The sequence below is a fragment of the Paenibacillus xinjiangensis genome, from assembly GCF_059686975.1.
The window spans coordinates 107,095-125,004 of the sequence record NZ_JCAALS010000018.1 but is presented as its reverse complement, the minus strand read 5'-3'; the positions used below and the strand labels follow the sequence as shown (position 1 = coordinate 125,004).

Annotated in this window: 12 protein-coding genes; 2 read left to right on the top strand and 10 right to left on the bottom strand. The window is 53.1% G+C overall.

The genetic code is table 11. The features are described 5' to 3' along the window. Nucleotides 1-1,336 precede the first annotated feature (1,336 nt). Together AC6ESP_RS18480 and AC6ESP_RS18475 are read right to left on the bottom strand one after the other, a co-directional pair. Nucleotides 1,337-3,763, bottom strand: a complete 2,427-nt coding sequence (locus tag AC6ESP_RS18480) for a 3-hydroxyacyl-CoA dehydrogenase/enoyl-CoA hydratase family protein (RefSeq protein ID WP_497098208.1) — start codon at nucleotides 3,761-3,763, stop codon at nucleotides 1,337-1,339. Nucleotides 3,764-3,837: 74 nt separating this feature from the next. Beyond that, the gene (locus AC6ESP_RS18475) at nucleotides 3,838-6,123 is read right to left on the bottom strand and encodes a (Fe-S)-binding protein (protein WP_497098207.1); all 2,286 of its coding nucleotides are present in this window, start codon (nucleotides 6,121-6,123) and stop codon (nucleotides 3,838-3,840) included. 246 nt (nucleotides 6,124-6,369) lie between these two features. Here AC6ESP_RS18475 and AC6ESP_RS18470 point away from each other — a divergent pair, with 246 nt between their 5' ends. Further along, nucleotides 6,370-7,179 (top strand): electron transfer flavoprotein subunit beta/FixA family protein, encoded by an 810-nt coding sequence (locus tag AC6ESP_RS18470; protein WP_497098206.1) that lies wholly within the window; start codon nucleotides 6,370-6,372, stop codon nucleotides 7,177-7,179. A 64-nt stretch (nucleotides 7,180-7,243) separates the two neighbouring features. After that, complete coding sequence (locus tag AC6ESP_RS18465; RefSeq protein WP_497098205.1) at nucleotides 7,244-8,248, top strand: electron transfer flavoprotein subunit alpha/FixB family protein; 1,005 nt, start codon at nucleotides 7,244-7,246, stop codon at nucleotides 8,246-8,248. 250 nt (nucleotides 8,249-8,498) lie between these two features. On the opposite strand, the gene AC6ESP_RS18460 is transcribed toward AC6ESP_RS18465, so the two are convergent. The 8 genes from AC6ESP_RS18460 to AC6ESP_RS18425 all read right to left on the bottom strand — a co-directional run bounded on the left by AC6ESP_RS18460 (nucleotide 8,499) and on the right by AC6ESP_RS18425 (nucleotide 17,774). Further along, nucleotides 8,499-9,170 (bottom strand): SOS response-associated peptidase, encoded by a 672-nt coding sequence (locus AC6ESP_RS18460; RefSeq protein ID WP_497098204.1) that lies wholly within the window; start codon nucleotides 9,168-9,170, stop codon nucleotides 8,499-8,501. A 66-nt stretch (nucleotides 9,171-9,236) separates the two neighbouring features. After that, nucleotides 9,237-10,088, bottom strand: coding sequence for a helix-turn-helix transcriptional regulator (locus tag AC6ESP_RS18455; RefSeq protein ID WP_497098203.1), 852 nt, complete (start codon nucleotides 10,086-10,088; stop codon nucleotides 9,237-9,239). A gap of 1,029 nt (nucleotides 10,089-11,117) precedes the next feature. Beyond that, nucleotides 11,118-11,933, bottom strand: a complete 816-nt coding sequence (locus AC6ESP_RS18450; protein WP_497098202.1) for a hypothetical protein — start codon at nucleotides 11,931-11,933, stop codon at nucleotides 11,118-11,120. A 255-nt stretch (nucleotides 11,934-12,188) separates the two neighbouring features. Next, complete coding sequence (locus AC6ESP_RS18445; RefSeq protein ID WP_497098201.1) at nucleotides 12,189-12,641, bottom strand: flavodoxin; 453 nt, start codon at nucleotides 12,639-12,641, stop codon at nucleotides 12,189-12,191. A 31-nt stretch (nucleotides 12,642-12,672) separates the two neighbouring features. After that, entirely contained in the window at nucleotides 12,673-13,536 is an 864-nt protein-coding gene (locus AC6ESP_RS18440) for a hypothetical protein (protein WP_497098200.1), read from the bottom strand. Between the two features lie 291 nt (nucleotides 13,537-13,827). Continuing rightward, entirely contained in the window at nucleotides 13,828-14,391 is a 564-nt protein-coding gene (locus AC6ESP_RS18435) for a hypothetical protein (protein WP_497098199.1), read from the bottom strand. A 93-nt stretch (nucleotides 14,392-14,484) separates the two neighbouring features. Continuing rightward, on the bottom strand, nucleotides 14,485-17,094 hold the full coding sequence (locus AC6ESP_RS18430; RefSeq protein WP_497098198.1) for an ABC transporter permease: 2,610 nt from the start codon (nucleotides 17,092-17,094) through the stop codon (nucleotides 14,485-14,487). Then, a complete protein-coding gene (locus AC6ESP_RS18425; RefSeq protein ID WP_497098197.1) occupies nucleotides 17,091-17,774 on the bottom strand; it encodes an ABC transporter ATP-binding protein in 684 nt (227 codons plus the stop codon). Before AC6ESP_RS18425 ends, AC6ESP_RS18430 begins: the two co-directional genes overlap by 4 nt. Between the last annotated feature and the right edge of the window lie 136 nt (nucleotides 17,775-17,910).

The following is a 17,910-nucleotide window of genomic DNA, read 5'->3' as shown; positions in this document are numbered from 1 at the left end:
TCCTTAATTCGGATGCGGATGGACTTGGGAATGGAAATAGTGAACCTATTTTCTCTAATAGCGAAACTGGGGTCACCAATTGCGAACTTCATTGCGCTGTCCTCCCTTTTTCCCGATGGTTGCGCCAATTAAGGAAATTAGCTTCACCAACAGCGAAATCCCTTTCGCTATTGGTCGTTCAGCGTGCTTACCAGAAGCTTAAGCACGCTGCTAAAGTAGCTACTGGTGCGGCGCGGTACTTGTGATCGGGTGATGGTTACTCTGGTGCGGTGCGCTACTTGGGATCGGATGATGTTACTCTGGTGCGGCGCGGTACTTGCGAGCGGATGATAGTTACTCTGGTGCGGCGCGTTACTTGCAATCGGATGAATGTTACTCTGGTGCGGCGCGGTACTTGCGAGCGGATGATAGTTACTCTGGTGCGGTGCGCTACTTGGGATCGGATGATGTTACTCTGGTGCGGCGCGGTACTTGCGAGCGGATGATAGTTACTCTGGTGCTTAACACTACGTGTGTCGAATGAATTTCTACGCTGAACCTGGCTTTAGCGAAACGATTTTCCTAGTTGAGGAACGTAGTTTCCTTAATTCGGATGCGGGTGGGCTTTGGGATGGCAATAGTGAACCTATTTTCTCTAATAGCGAAACTGGGTTCACCAATTGCGAACTTCATTGCGCTGTCCTCCCTTTTTCCCGATGGTTGCGCCAATTAAGGAATCTAGCTTCACCTATAGCGAAATTCCTTTCGCTATAGGTCGTTCAGCGTGCATACCAGAAGCTTAAGCACGCTGCTAAAGTAGCTACTGGTGCGGCGCGCTACATGTGATCGGGTGATGGTTACTCTGGTGCGGCGCGCTACTTAGGATCGGATGATGGTTACTCTGGTGCGGCGCGGTACTTGTGATCGGATGAATGTTACTCTGGTGCGGCGCGGTACTTGTGATCGGATGATAGTTACTCTGGTGCTTAACACTACGTGTGTCGAATGAATTTCTACGCTGAACCTGGCTTTAGCGAAACGATTTTCCTAGTTGAGGAACGTAGTTTCCTTAATTCGGATGCGGGTGGGCTTTGGGATGGCAATAGTGAACCTATTTTCTCTAATAGCGAAACTGGGTTCACCAATTGCGAAATTCATTGCGCTGTCTTCCCTTTTTCCCGATGGTTGCGCCAATTAAGGAATCTAGCTTCACCTATAGCGAAATTCCTTTCGCTATTGGTCGTTCAGCGTGCATACCAGAAGCTTAAGCACAACAAAGCACGGAACTGCGCCCCACGCGCACCTGCCTCAGCAGGCGGGCAGACAGGCAGGCGCGCAATTGATGTGCTGCAGCGCATCAATTGCGCAGCGGCTTGCCTGTGGAGAGCATGTGACTCATGCGATCCTGCGTCTTGCGTTCGCCGCATAGGCTGAGGAACGCTTCGCATTCCAGATCGAGCAAATACTGCTCGCTCACCTCTGCGCCGGGCGCCACATCGCCGCCAGCCAACACATGCGCCAGCTTGCCGCCAATTAAGGCGTCATGCTCGCTGATCTGACCGCTCAGGCGCATGCTGTGCACGCCCATGCGCAGCACGGCTCTGCCCTCGCGTCCCGCAACGCGGACGCGGCCTTCGGGCGGCAGCGTATAGCCCGCCCGATCCAGCTCAAGCACCGCCAGCTTCGCTTCGGATATGCGTGCATCCTGCCGCATAATGACGCGGTCCTGCGGGCGCTTCAGCCCTAGCCGAGCGACATCGAAGCCGCTCGTAGACGTGCGCGCCAGCGCGATCGTCTCGAACAGCGCGCTCAGCTGCGGCTGCAGCTCCCCGCCGCCGACAGCCGCACGCTCAGCGGCCATCATCGCCGCTTCCTTCAGCCCGCCCCCGGCTGGGATCAGGCCGACGCCTGTCTCGACTAAGCCGTAATACGTCTCCGGCGAGTAAATAATGAGATCGGCAGGCAAGCATGCCTCAACGCCGCCGCCGAGTGTCATCCGATGAGGTGCGGCTACAACGGGACGATCGAGTTTTTTGAGCTGGAGCATGCTCGATTGAAAGAGGCGGATAATGTCCTCGACCTCATCCCATTCCCCGTTCTGAGCCTCCATTAAGAGCAGCAGCAGATTCGCCCCGACGCAGAAGTTGCGCCCCTCATTCGCGATGACAAGGCCCCGCCAATTCCGGCTGACCTCCTCGGCAGCGCTCCGTATGGCCGTAAGAATATCGCCGCCTATGGCATTATTAGGCGAATGAAATTCAAGGCAGACGACATCGTCGCCAAGATCGATTAAGCTTGCGCCGGAGGTGCGCTGCACCAGCGCTCCGGAAGCTTTTAACGAGGCCAAAGAAATCTCATCAGCGGCCTGCTCCTCAGGCGCAAAAGCGCCATTCGAGAAGTAGACACGCTTGCCCTCGACATTCCCGTAGAAGCTGCTATTCCCCTGTGCGAGCCACTCCTGCACCCATCCCGGCACCTGATCGCCTTCCGCACTCATCCTCTCAACAGACTGCTTAAGCCCGATTGCATCCCACAGCTCGAAAGGGCCAAGCTCCCAATTGAAGCCCCATTTCATCGCGCGGTCTATATCTGTAATGGAGTCTGCGATATGCCCAAGCTGACCTGCTGTATAGAGCAAAGTCCGCTTGATCGTCTGCCACGCGAACAAGGAATAACGGTCACTAGATCCGCTGCCGACACCTCCCAGCAATGCCTTCACCTTCGCTGCTGCGCCTTTGGCTGACTTCGCCGCATCAATGACCGCCCCGCTTATACGCTGCTTCGGCACATAATCCAACGTCTGCAGATCCAGCGATTCAATCTCGCTTGCTCCCTTCGCATTCTTCACCTTGCGATAAAAGCCCCCGCCCGACTTCTCCCCAAGCCGTCCCGAAGCGACCAGCTGCTCCAGCAGCAGCGGCCTTGTGAATACCGCTTGCTCTGCAGGTTCCTCGCTTCTCTCCCTCACGTTGTCTACGACGTGGAGCAGGGTGTCCAGCCCAACCAGATCGAGCATGCGGAACGTTGCTGTGCGCGGCCTGCCCATTGCCGGCCCTGTGAGCGCATCGGCCTCATCTACCGTAAGACCAAGCCGCAGCGTCTCCTCCAGCGTAACGAGCATGCCATACGTACCGATTCGGTTCGCGATGAAGTTCGGCGTGTCTTTGGCGATGACAACGCCTTTGCCGAGCCTTTTCTCACATAGCTCCGTCAGCCTTGCTACAACGACCGGATCGGTATCCGGTGTCGGAACGACTTCCACCAGCTTCATATATCTCGGCGGATTGAAGAAATGCGTCGCAGCCAAATGCCGCCGGAACGGCTCGCTCCGTCCCTCTGCCATCTCCGTCACGGATAGACCCGACGTATTCGTACTGACAAGCGTACCCGGCTTCCAGACGGATTCCACTCGCTCCAGCAGCTCACGCTTCACATCAAGCCGCTCCACGACAGCCTCCACGATCCAATCCACATCTGCCAGTCTCGCCAGATCATCCTCCAGATTGCCTGCTGTAATGCGCTTGGCAAAAGCAGCATCATACAATGGTGCTGGTTGCGCCTTGCCCATTGCCTTCACTGCCGACTGCGCCAAGCGGCTGCGTACCTGTGGATGCTGGAGCGTCCATCCAAGGCGCTCCTCCTCCGCATTCAGCGACCGCGGGACAACGTCCAGCAGCAGAACGTTGATGCCCGCATTCGCAAGATGCGCAGCAATACCCGCCCCCATCACACCAGAGCCGATAACAGCGGCGCGCCTCACCGTATCCGCACGATTGTTCGCCATATTCGAGTACCCCCTTTTTCACCAACAATCAATCTGCCAGCTGCTCCACTCAACCAACCTCCGAGCCTCAAGCCTCAAGCCTCATGACCGAACACACTGTCTGCCAGCAGCTCAGCCACATCACGTGCCGCCACTGTGCTGCCTAACTCCAGAGCCTTCAATCCATCCTCCATCATCGTCAAGCAATAGGGGCATGCAGAACCAATAACGGTCGGCTGAACCTCCAGCGCCTGCGCCGTTCTTGCACGATTCACCCTTACTCCGCTCTGCTCCTCCATCCACATCAGCCCGCCGCCTGCGCCGCAGCACATGCCGTTCTCCCGCGAGCGCGTCATCTCCTCCAGCACTAATCCAGGTATAGCTCTCAACACATCGCGCGGCGCTTCATAAATACCGTTATATCGCCCCAAATAGCAGGAATCATGGAAGGTAACCCGCTCCCGCAGAGGATGCACAGGCTGCAAACGCCTCTCCTTCAGAAGCCTCGCCAGCAGCTCGGTATGATGCTCGACGATGATATGCTCAGGTAGGCCAAAGTCCGGATATTCATTCGTAAAAGAGTTATACGTATGCGGGCAGACTGTGACCACATTCGTAACACCGTACTTGCTCAGTGTCTGAATATTGTCGCGACATAGCTCCTGGAACAGCAGCTCATTGCCGATTCGGCGAGCCGTGTCGCCCGAGCTCCGCTCCTCAAGGCCAAGCGTAGCGAATGAGACCCCTGCATAATCGAGAAGCCGCACCACATCATAGAGAACCTGTCGGCTTCGCGCATCATAGGAGCCCATCGAGCCCGCCCACAGCAGCAGCTCCGGCTCCTCGCCCTGCACAGCCATCTCCTTCATCGTCTTCACTCTCACACCTGTGCGGCTCTCACATTCCTCAATCCAAGCGGCACGCTCCGCTCTTGGCAACCCCCAGGGATTGCTCTGACGTTCGATATTTTGCAGGGCACGCTGCCCGTCTACCGGCAATTTCCCTTCCATGAGCACGAGGTTACGGCGCATGTCGATGATTTTGTCCACATGCTCATTGCCGACTGGACATACCTCCTCGCAGTTACGGCAGGTCGTGCAGGCCCATAGCTCCTCCTCCGTGAGCACATCGCCGATCAATTCCACCTCCTCCACATTCGCCCCGGCGCGTACGCTCCACGCCTGAGCCTGCGCTGCCATCGTCGGAGCAATCGTCGTCATGCTGCCCTCGAAGCCTTCCTCCCACACAGGCATTGCCGCCCCCATCACATGCGCACCAGCCACCCTGCCGCCAAGCGATTGCGGAATCCAAGGAGATTTCGACGTAATGGATGCGCCTTTCTCAGTCAAATGGTCACGAAGCTTAACGATCAGATGCATCGGCGACAGCAGCTTCCCCGTATTCGAGGCTGGGCACACATTCGTGCAGCGTCCGCATTCGACGCAGGCATACAGGTCTAGAAGCTGCTTTTGCGTAAAATGCTCGACCTTCCCCGCGCCGAATGTATCTGTCTCCTCATCCTCCAGATCCAGCGGCACGAGCCGGCCGCTCGGTGTACTCCGCCGCAGCCACAAATTCAGGGGAGCTGTCAGCAGATGAAAGTGCTTCGACTGCGGCACATAGATGAGGAATGACAGCAGGACGAGCAAGTGCAGCCACCAGAACAGCTCATACCCGGCTATCGCAATAGGACTGCCGCTGCCGATACCCAGCATGCCGAGCATATCGGCGAGTCTGGCGCTAACAGGCGCATACTGATCAGATACGAGATGCACAGCCGCAGCCGCTGATGATGTGGATGTGGACGTGGATAATAACGTTGCTGCCTCATGCTCATGCGCCAATCTCTCGAATGCCAGCGTGAGCAGCACGGTCAGCATCAGACTCCCGATGAACCAGAGCACCAGCGAAGGCTTCCAGCCTCTTTTGAGCCTAAGCAGCTTTTCCCCGTAGCGTCGGTAAGTACCGTACAGAACAGCCAATAGGACGAGCGTGACGGTCAGCTCCTGCATCCATGCGAAGCCGTTATAATATGGGAATGGAATCGGGTGACCGCTTAGCTTCTTCCAGATCAGATCAGCCGCACCGAATTGAAGCGCAATGAAGCCATAGAAGTAGACAAGATGCATGATGCCGCTTCTGATGTCTTGAAGCAGCTTGCTGTGCCCTAGCACTTGACCAGTGAACGTATACGAGTCCTTCACCTTACGCTGCGGGAGCCTCCATAGTGTTAGCCCGGTGACCGCCCTGCCCAGCCTGATGTAGCCTATACGCCGCAGCACCACGGCAGCGAACGCAGCGGCAGCAAGCAGGGTGACCGTTATGAACAGCAGCCACCTGACAAGCGCTCCGCCATGCTCGGTGAACCATTCCAGCAACATCCGCTTCGCCCTCCCTCCAGCAATCGATTGGACAAGCTTTGAAGCGCTTACAAAAATCCGCGGTGCTCCAGTATATGAGCCTAATTACATGAACATGCCGCCGCTTTCATCTCCTGACGGGCGGTTAATGAGGCGGTCTAATTCACTGTTTTTGCTCATATCGTAGCACTGATGGCATGTGGATAAGCCGAGTTCACCAACCAATAGCCTTGGCATGCTCAAGGCCACAAGGAGGCGCTCCGAGCAATGCTCAATATCGTCGTTCTTCTGAAGCAGACCTTTGACACGGAGGAAAAAATAATCGTCACGCCTGCTGGCGTATCCGATGCAGATGTGAAGCTCATCATCAATCCATACGATGAGTATGCACTAGAGGAAGCGCTCCGCCAACGTGAGCTGCATGGCGGACAGGTGCGCGTCGTAACCTGCGGGAACGATCGCTCAGAGGAAGCGCTAAGGACCGCACTCGCCATGGGTGCGGATGAAGCACTGCGGCTGAGCAGCGACGGCATACCGGAGGGCGACAGCTACGTCGTTGCCGCCGCGCTGGCCGAGGTGATCCGGCCGCTCGCGCCAGATCTGCTGCTGGCGGGGCTGTTCGCCGTCGACAGCGGCTCCGGCAGCGTAGCGCTGCAAGTGGCGCAGCGGCTCGCGCTGCCGCATGCTTCAGCGGCAGTGAAGATTGACATCGCACCTGCGGCAGCAGTGGCAGATAGCGTGCCTGGGCAGACCGCTGAGCGGTATGCCATTGTTGAGCGTGACGTCGAGGGGGATACCGAGACGGTCGTCATTCCGCTGCCTGCGCTCATCACAGCGCAGCAAGGACTGAACGAGCCGCGCTACCCGTCGCTGCCGGGCATTATGAAAGCGAAGCGCAAGCCGCTAACGCGCATCGCGATTGAGGAGTTGAGCGCTGCTGAGGAAGCGCGAACGGTGCGCACAGAGCTGTTCCCGCCTGCGCCGCGAGCCGCGGGCAAGCGCCTTGCAGGCACAGCTGCCGAGCAGGCAACCGAGCTCGTGCGGCTGTTCCAGGCGGAGTCCACTCTGCCGCAATAGCTTAACCTTCCTGACTAAGCTGACTGATGGATAGTCCAATTCCACTGAAGGAGGATGAACGATAATGGCAAGAACGATACTCGTGTTCGCGGAGTGCCAAGGCGGCAGCCTAAGGCGTGTAGCGCTGGAAGCGCTTGGCGCTGCGCGCCAGCTCGCAGGCGAAGACGGCACGGTTCACGCCGTCCTCGCCTGCCACGGCGGCGCGGCCGATGAAGCAGCCGCGCTAACCGCGCGGGGCGCGGACGTCGTGCACATCGCCGACGATCCGGCCCTTCGCGCCTATGCGCCCGAGGCGCACATCGCCGCCATCAGCGCAGCGATGGATGCCGTGCAGCCGGATGCGCTGCTGCTCGGCCATACCGCAACAGGGCGCGACATTGCCCCGCACCTTGCTGCAGCCTATGGCGCCGGCCATATCGCCGACGTCATCGCAATCGCCCCCGCTGCTGACGGCGGGGCCGTATTCACCCGCCCGCTCTTCGCCGGCAAGGCGTTCGAGCGGCGCAGCTTCACCCCGGGGCACCCGTGGGTCGTCACTGTGCGCCCGAACAACCTGCCTCCGGCGGAGGTAGCTGACGCCGCCGCCCGGCAGCCAGGCACCGTGCAGGCGCTGCCCTTCACGGTGCCGCAGCTCTACACCGCCGTGCGCTCACTCGTTCGCCGCGCCGGCGGCCAGCTTGATCTCGCCGAGGCCGACGTAGTCGTCTCCGGCGGCAGAGGCGTGCGCAGCGCAGCCGGCTTCGAGCCGCTGCAAGCGCTGGCCGGCGTCCTTGGCGGCGCGGTCGGTGCCTCCCGCGGCGCATGCGACGCCGGCTATTGCGGCTATGCCCTCCAGATCGGGCAGACCGGCAAGGTCGTCACGCCGCAGCTCTATATCGCCTGCGGCATCAGCGGCGCCATTCAGCATCTCGCTGGCATGAGCCAATCCCGCGTCATCGTCGCCATTAACAAAGACCCCGACGCCCCCATCTTCAGCATCGCTGACTATGGAATCGTCGGGGACTTATTCGAGGTCGTGCCATTATTAACCGCTGAGCTTCAGCGGACGCTTGCTTCACCGGGAGCTTAATGTCCTCAATCGTGAATGGCAGCAACAACTTCTATCGTTAACGATTAAAGACCTTAACAGCCGCTTCATTACACGTCGATAGGCTTAACCATCGACGATCATTCAACTATTCTTGCGAATCTAACTCACAAGCGATTCCATACGACCATTACGACCATTACAAGCCTTCACTCACACCCGGCTCCCAACAAGCGAATCTGACAACTGTACCCCGCACAGCATCTGTGCGGGGTACTTCCGTTATATGCTGCTAAGCGAAATCCGGCCTTATCTCCCGAATGCAGTCTGGCGACTCATAAGCTTCATCGCCGACTGCATTCGTCACCGGATAAGCCCGCATGCGATAGGAATCCATCGGCTCTAGATGCTTGCGCAAGGAGCGGAAGTCATTAATGCGTGGATTGAGCCAATCCTCCATCCCATCCTCATCCATAATGATGGGGACGCGCGGCTGCCATTGCGACATCGTGCCTGAGGAGGGCGCGGTAATGATCGTGAAGGCACGCACTTCTTTGCCGCTGTAATTTTTCCATACATCATAGAATCCGGCAATGCCGAGCAAGCGCTGGTTCGTTACAACGATATGCATCGCACGCGGGTCTCTTTCCTTCTCTACATTCTGCCAGCCGAAGAATCCGCTTATAGGAACAATACAGCGCTGTCTGCGCAGCATCCGTTCAAAAAACTTCTTTTCCGGCAGAGCCGCATAATCCGCATTCACCGAATCCTTGGCCCAGAATGGGAACAAGCCCCACCGTGCATCATACATCGACCGCTCTCCCCATCTATCGTTCATAACGATGGATACCGTCTGGGTTGGTGCAACATTGAATCGATTCGTAGAGCAATGGATGAGCTTCTGTACTTGAAAAGCCTCGACCATATCACCGACATCCGCCGTTATGGAAAACCGTTCTATCATGAATAACCCGCCTCCTTTTACCAAGTATTTGCATGTAAGGAGGATATTTATGCGCGGGTTGTTCAGTTAATTGGTGAACCTCTTGCGGAACTTAAGCGGCGGGAAACCCGTCTGCGCAGCAAAAAGCCGCGAGAAGTGAGGCGTCTGGCGGAAGCCCGTCTCTTCAGCTACCCTTGCAATTGTCCAGTCCGTCTTGATGAGCAGCAGCTTCGCCTGATCCAACCGATAGTACAGGAGATACTGCTGTGGTGTGCAGTCGAACACCTCAGTCATACAGCGTGTAATGTAGTTCGTATGCAGCTGCAGCGCATCGCTGAGCATCGTATTCGTAATGGTGCTGCGGTAATTCATCATCAAATAAGCTGCCGCACGCTCCGCGACTGACACACCCGCTCTTGCAGCATCGGACCGCCAGCCCTCATCGAGCATTTGCAGCAAGTGCAGGAACCGCTGCTGCCGTTCCCAGAAGGCACCATGCGAGGAGCTCCGGGCCGCTTCATGCAATTGAGCAAAGATCTGCTTCGCCTCATCAGGGAAAGACAGATTGATTTTTTTCGGGAGTCGAATAGCATAAGTATAATAATCGCCTCGCAAGGAGCCGGCTAGGCTGCCCTCGGTTTCTTCCCATGCACCCACTGTCTGAAAATGCACCCAGTCAAACACAGTCTCTTCTTGGCAGGGCTGAACCGAATAGTGATAGCTGTCTGGGCGTAGAATGAGCACATCACCTGGATTCAACGTATACTTATGATCCCCCTCTCCGATATACAGCGCACCCTCCTGTACGAATAATAGGTCGAATACCCCCAGGTTCGTACGGCTTGGATGCTCTTCTCCGACTTTATATGTCCTTCTATTAGACTCTATGAAAAACGGCAGCGGCGGCGACCGAAAGGTTAGCAGCAATTCCTCTGGCACAATAATCTCTCCTTATGTCCTGTGTGTATGTATGCAAAAATGGCTTCAAATAAGTTGCAGCATCTCGCAAATCTATTTGCAATGTTACAAAACTCACTACCATTTGTCTACAAACTTCGACGCTATATTCATATATTGACGAGAAAGCTCCTTATTCTGGATGTTAATGGATGGATTATCCTGCAATACCGCTCCCTGCGGGTCATTCACGGCCTCTCCGGCATGAACAATAGAGCTCGCTGCTTCAATAGTAGAATGGAATGCCTAATTTTCTCCGAACTATTAAATACCCATTCAAATTTATTAATCTATGAATACATTAGATTACTCAAAGGAAAGGAGATGGTTGGAATGGGATTCGGAAATGCGAAGAAGAAAGTTACTGTTATTTTTGTTAAACCTGGTCAAAAAGTTCTTATTATCGGTAAGAAGCACAAAAGAAACGATCATCGTTAAGTTTTGTGGAGGAGCGCTTGGTCATTCAAGCGCTCTACACACCTCTGATATTCACTGACATCTTTCCAGTGATCATTTTCGTATCGCTGCACTTTACCTTGTATTTCATACAACCAAATATGCCTGCACACCAGTAAACGAAGCTACACTGCATTTCATACAATCAAATCAGCCTTTTTCTACTATATGAGCATAAAATGGTTCATTCTACTGTACGGAATACAACCTATCACCTCAGCTAGCACTCAATCGACACTTTAGGCTGTATAGAATGCAATCTGCATACTGGAATATAACAGAAGACGACGGAGGAGCATAGCTGATATACCTACGGAATATGAGGAACGCAGCATAAGGCCAAAAAACCTCCAAACCCACTTCACAGTGGACTTGAAGGCTCTTCTCTATCTTTCATCTCTATCGTTCTTCTCTTTAGCTTCTCTCGTACTTTTCTCGTACTTCTCTCATACTTCTATCGTACTTCTCTCGATCTCGTCGTTCTTCTCTCGTGTTTCTCTCTTCCTATCCTTCGCGCTTCTCTATTACAATCGTATCCTGCTTCTATCCGCTTCCTTACATAACTCCATTCGCTACAGCGGTCTTCGCACTGAGCTCCAGCTCAGCAGAAGCAGCGAAGCATTCCCTGCGCAGCGGGCAAGCTCGGCATTCCGCAGCGTTGCGGTTCTTGCGCAGACGATCCGCTTCCGGGAGGAAGCTTTGCACAAGACGCATGAAGTCGACCGATTGCGGCATCGTTTCTTTGCTTGGCCGGAACGTATGGCACTTGCCAGTCAGCACAGACAGCACATCGATGCTTGTTGGCAATCTGCCGAAGGCATTCTCACAGAATACGGCGGTCATATGCTGGAACGTCTGAATGACATCATCATCCTCGTCGATGACGAATTTGAGTACCTTATAATCACCGTAGGAGCCCTTAGCATCCTCTACAACGATCTGAAAAATCTGAGTAAGCTCCGTATGAAGCTCTTTGACATACGTGCGGTGCTGCTCGAATTGAATGATCGGCTGCCCGGAGCTATCCAGCTGCTCCTCCGTACCTCCACCCGTCAAGAACGTGACCAGCTGCTTCGACACCTGATGCTTCACTTCCCAGTAATACGCAGCATTCTCGAACTTATGCGTCTGGGTCGTCCACCAGCGCTCTGCCAGCTTAGCCACTGTCTCCGCCGTACGACCCTCAAGCGGCATACGGTAGAAATCATTAATTACATGGCTGACGGTATACTGGACCAGCTGTCTCCAGTTCACTTCACCAAGCTGTCTTCTCCCAGACTGCCGCTTAATGAATCGGTAAGGACATCTCAGCAGCTCTTCGAGCTTATAGTCTTCGATGATTTTGACATGTGCTGCTGAACTGTGCTCCATAGAACCGGTCACCTCATTTACTCCAATATGCTAGCTTGCGACCGCTACTAGACCCGCTACCTGCCGCCCCAGCTCTCTACACTGCTCTTTCTTCGCATCCGACAGCTAGCCTGCGACTGCTACTAGATCCGCTACCTGCCGTCTTAGCTATCTACACTGCTCTTTCTTCGCATCCGACGGCTAGCCTGCGACCGCTACTAAATCCACTACCTGCCGTCCCAGCTCTCTACACTGCTCTTTCTTCGCATCCGACGTCTAGCCTGCGACCGCTACTAGACCCGCTACCTGCCGCCCCAGCTCTCTGCACTGCTCTTTCTCCGCATCCGACGGATTGTATTCCACCTTCAGGCTCTCAGCGACAAGCTCAGCTCCAAGCTCCTTCAGCTTCGCTTCGACTGTATCGACCGCCCCGCAGAAGATCGGATACGAGCTGTCTCCAGAACCGAATACAGCCGCTTTTTTGCCACTCAAGTCAATCTCATCTAACTCTTCATAGAAATCAAGGATTTCATCTGGGAGCTCTCCGTCACCCCAGGTGTATGCACCTACGATAATCGCGTCATACAGCAGCAGCTCGGATGCCTTAGCATCAAAAGCCTCCTTATAGACGACCTCGACGCCTGCTTGCTTCACACCGTCCGCAATCGCTTCAGCCATTTCCTCCGTATTCCCTGTCATGCTTGCATACACCACGATCACTTTAGTCAACATGATTCCTCCTGTAGCTCTATTTATTAATTTAAATTTCTATTGATTGAATGCCTTGGAATATCGTTGCCACATGCAGATTGCCGCCGTCCACATCCATATCCATATCGGTTACTGGAATGCCGGGCTTCACCGATAGGAGTACGATCTGCTCCCTTATGTACGTCATGCGGAACAAACCGTGATCCGTACAGACGAATACAGAAGAGCCCTTCGTCACGAGGGAAAAAATAAAATGATTGCCGAAGCGAATGCGGTCGAATCGCCCTTGCTTATCTCCAACCATCAGCTCCCCTTTGTCACTGGCTCCGAGCAAATGGCCTTTGTATATCGCGAGGCTGGTTACAGCACGATTCAACTCGAATTCAGCCCAATCATCCGTAAACCGGTCATACATGGAGATGCCGCTCTCATGCCCAACAATCAGGTATTGCGGCAGGTTCATGAAGTCATATACCCGTTTATCCGAGCATGCAGATTTCTCCCATCTGCCCCCGGTCTGCGACCACAAGCCATAATCTGTAGCTGCATAGCCGACATCGCCTAACATCCGGTACTGATAACAGGGATAAGCCAGCCCTGTATTCTTCCACTCATCACCTTCGAATTGGAACAGTCCTTCGTTTGTACAAGCAAGCAGCATATCCTCTTGCAGCTGCAGACGATTCACGCTCACATGATCGGGCAGCCCATCAGCGAGCTTCTCCCATTGTCCATCCTGACTAATCTCATATACACCGTAGCCTACTGATGCAGCGAACAAGGAATCCGGTCCTGCCTTCACTGAGGAGAACGGGAACAGCATCCAGTTCCACGGCATCTGACCCAAATCCTGAGCATCCGCTCCGCTTTGCTCCGGCTGGCTCTCTTTTTTGTTAAATGAACTCTCTTTCATCGTTTGAACCAGCTCCATCACATGTACTTGGCCTATCTAGTTGTTATCATCTATAGCGTAGTTCCTATTTGATCTGTACAATTTGATAATGATTATCACTTTCGTAATTATGATAAACATTCTCAACACGAATGTCAATGGTTCTATTGCCCTTACCAGCTTACCAGTACGATGACCTCTACCCCTCAGTTGACGCTGAACATGAAAAAGCTGTCCCCCGTCATCAACGATGACTTCAGGGACAGCTTGATTCACACACCTGCCCTAACTGGCAGGCATGCTATCTTCGTGCTACAGCTGCAATTGCAATTGCAGCTTCACGACAATCTGATCCTCCTCGAACCGCACATCACCGACCGAGACAAGGTTCTGTACGGTTACATCCAGCGGGATAACGATTCGATCCAGACTATCTACAGGAAGGTTAATGCCTCTCAGATCCACAGCTACCGGCTCCACCGCTATATTGGGCGCCTGCCAGGACAGCTGATAGGTCACCAGCAGCTCTGCCGGAATCCTGTTATAGTAAGTGATGTTCAAATATGCTAGCAGCTGATCGCCGTTCAGCTCGATCCTCGCGCCGTCCAGCTCCACATTCGGAGGCAGAACAGGATCGGCAGCTCCTTCTTGCAGCTGCATCTTAACCAGATTATCGACATCCTCCTCTGTAATAACCAGCTCTGGCTTCAGCCGCTTCACCATGTCGAGAGCTTTCGCTTGAATATCTATAGACTCATAGGTTAAATCGAGCGTCTGCTGGGGTGCAATATACGATAGGAACCACCAGCCTCCCCCTAAGAGAAGCACAATTAGCAAAGCGACTGCTATACTCAGTCTTCTTATCCATCTGCGCATTCAATCTCCCCTTTCATATAGCTATTTCAGCATGCCTCACATCATCATCCACAGCTTCATCTCCGGCATGGCCATCACACAGAGCTCCGCCGCCTATATGCTCTCTTGCTTCAAGGCATCAATAATATTCTCTTTCTTCACCTTCGAGCTCGAATAGAGCATGGCCGAGCCTACAATTAGGAATACGGCTACAATCACATAAAAGATGCTAGTCCATGGCAGACTGAAGCCATAGGTGAAGCTGTTCATCACTGATCTGTGGATCAAATACATCACCACAACGCTGATTGGAAGCCCGTAGAGCAAGGACTTGACCCCATAGAAGATGCTCTCATAATTGATCATTTTATTAAAGCCCTTCGGCGTCATTCCCACGGACCTTAGCATAGCGAATTCTCGCTTGCGAAGCATGATGCTGGTAGAGATCGTATTGAAAATATTCGCTATAGAGATCGCTGTAATTAAAGCGATGAAGCCATACGTGAATACCGACATCAGCAATATCATTTGTTCTTCCTGCTGTCTGCCCAGGTACACATTATAGACATACAGACCGCTTTCTTTCATTTCCTCAATCTGCTGCTGCGTGGCCATAGGATCAGCGCTTTTGAGATAGAGAAAATCCCTTTCCGAATAGGGATCAATCTTCGTATCGCCGATGATCTCTGTCATGATTTGCTCGGAGACGATCACATCAAGGCCCCCGACCCCTGCTGTTAGAATGCCCATCGGAACTTGATCCGTCAATGCCGCGATTTCCACTTTGTTGACAGCCTGTTCTGCGTTAGTATCCGGATCGACATAGGTTAAGTCCACGCTTTGACCGACCTTCGCGTGAATCGACTTCGTCTCCACATATTTCTTAGCCTCTATATTCTCATAAGAGATGGTGTCTACCACAATAGCCGACAAGTGGTCTGCATCTATTAGTTTATTGTAATCCGCACCGACCTTCGCTGCAAATGCCCGCAGATAATCATCTTCTAGTCCGATCAGATTAATATAATAAGGATATTTGCCATCCTTAAGGATGCTGCTGTCCATGGTCTCTTTCAATTCATCCGCAATCTCTGCTTCTTCAATCCAAGCACTCAGACTTAATTGATGAACTCTAACCGATTCCGTGACATCATTAAGGCCTGCAACCGACTGCATCAATCTTTCCTGCTTCTCCGTCATTGCTTTTCCATTGCTCGTTGAGATTTGAATATCAAAATTCACGCCATCCTGCGACAGCTTCAGTGAACGCGTCAGATTCGAAGTAAATGATGACACCGCTAGAAACAGAATAATGCTAATGATGAGCGAGAATACCGTTGCTTGGTATCTGCGTTTGTTCCGCTTCAAATTCTTCAAGCCAATCTCTGCTTCCATGCCGAATATTCGGCGAATGAGCTTCGATGTTCGGACTGATTTCCCTGTAAGCTTCACATCCGTTGTCTGCCTTATCGCATCAATAGCCGAGACTTTGGATGCCCTCTTCGCAGGAATGTAGGTAGAGATAAAGATCGTTAAGATGGATATCCCACAGGCGACCAACAGCGAGTATGGCGTCACGATTAACGTCAGCCTCTCCGTAATTCCGAGCGCCCCCGTCAGGATCGAATTAATGCTCCAGAAGGTGATGCCAATACCTGCAAGACCGCATAGGATGCCGATTGGGATACTAATCAAACCGATGAGGAAGCCTTCGAAGAATACGGAATTCCTCTTCTGTCTTCTCGTAGCCCCTACACTAGAGAGCATACCCAGATGCCTGGAGCGCTCCGAGACCGAAATTGCAAATGCATTATAGATTAGAGAAACGGAGCCGACGATAATGACCCCCATGACAATCGCCGACATGGAGTACAATAGTTTCTGCAGTCCATCGTCATTGGTCACGCCATAATAACGCAGCAGCCCGTTATTGAAATAGAAGCTCTGTATTTGATTTGTCTCGGCTAATTGCTCTGCATGCTCATACAAAGATCTCGAAATTTGGTTCAATACAACCGCAGCATCAACGGTATCAGTGGCAGCAAGCCCCGACTCATCGATATACGTGAGAATGGTATAGCCTGGCGCCCATGCAGGCTCCCAGCTCGGGCGTTTAATGACACCTACAATCGTATACTGTTCATTCGTCGCAGCCTCGAGGTACTCAGTAACCTTATCATCCACCCATCGTAAGCTGGATGTCTGGTCCAGCTCCTCTACTAGACCATCTTCGTAACTCACAAGCCGCTTGCCTACTTCAAGGGAAAGGACCTCTCCCACCTTGTACGCTACTTTCGCATTGTCAGCAATGGCCTCCGAGATGACGACTTCCTGAGCGGATTGCGGGAGACGGCCCTCACTTAATGTGATCGGGAATTGCTCAAGACCCTGAGCATTGTAGGCCTTAATAAATAAATAAGGCTTGCTTGCGTTTTGTCCACCTGCCAAGGGGGCGTAGCCGACATCTTTGGTGATGACCACTGTCTTCGCGGCATCATCACGCTGAATCGCTTCCAGCTGCTTCTTATCCACACCCTTGTAGAGAACATGCCACTCCCCCTCCGTTGCAATGCTCTGCTTAATCATCAAATTCAAGAAGGATACGCCCAGAGTTGCAACCGCGGTTATCATAGCGACTGAGATAATAACACCAATAATCGTGACCAGTGTTCTTCTTTTATTTTGCTTCAGATGCCTGATGGTGAGCTTATTGACGATGTTCATGGACGAATGACCTCGTTTCGAGCTATTCTTCCATCTTCGATAGCAATGACGCGATCCGCTTGCAGCGCAATTCGTTCATCATGGGTGATGACGATCAGCGTCTGATTGAAGGAGCGATTGAACATTTTGAGCAGACCGATGATTTCATTGCTGTTCTTGCTGTCCAGATTGCCGGTCGGCTCATCCGCGAGCATAATAGCTGGATTGCTGATGAGCGCCCTGCCGATGGACACCCTCTGCTGCTGTCCGCCCGAGAGCTGGTTAGGCAGGTGGCCCAGTCGGTTCTCCAGATTCAAGATGCGCACGATATCACCCAGCTGCTTCTTATCGACCTTATGCTCGTCCAGCAGCATCGGCAGTGTGATGTTCTCCTCGACCGTCAGCACCGGAATCAGGTTATAGAACTGATAGATAAGACCGATTTGTCTGCGCCGGAATATCGCGAGCTGTGTTTCATTCAGCTTATAAATGTCCGTGTTATCGATCAGCACCTTGCCCTCTGATGGCCGATCCACGCCGCCAAGCATATGCAGGAGTGTAGATTTGCCAGAGCCGGATGGGCCGATAATCGCGACGAATTCTCCTTTTTTCACCGAAAAAGAAACATCATCAAGCGCCTTTACTGCCGTCTCGCCTTTTCCATACGTTTTAGACAGATGTTCTATTGTCAAAATATCCATAGTAAAAACCTCCATTAAGATGATGGTTTCAAGTATATCTGTCCAACGTGACTCTCAAGTGACTCTAGAATGACAATTTAGTCACTTAAGCATATAACTGCGAAGCGATTACCGAGAGGGTTCTATGAAAGTTAGA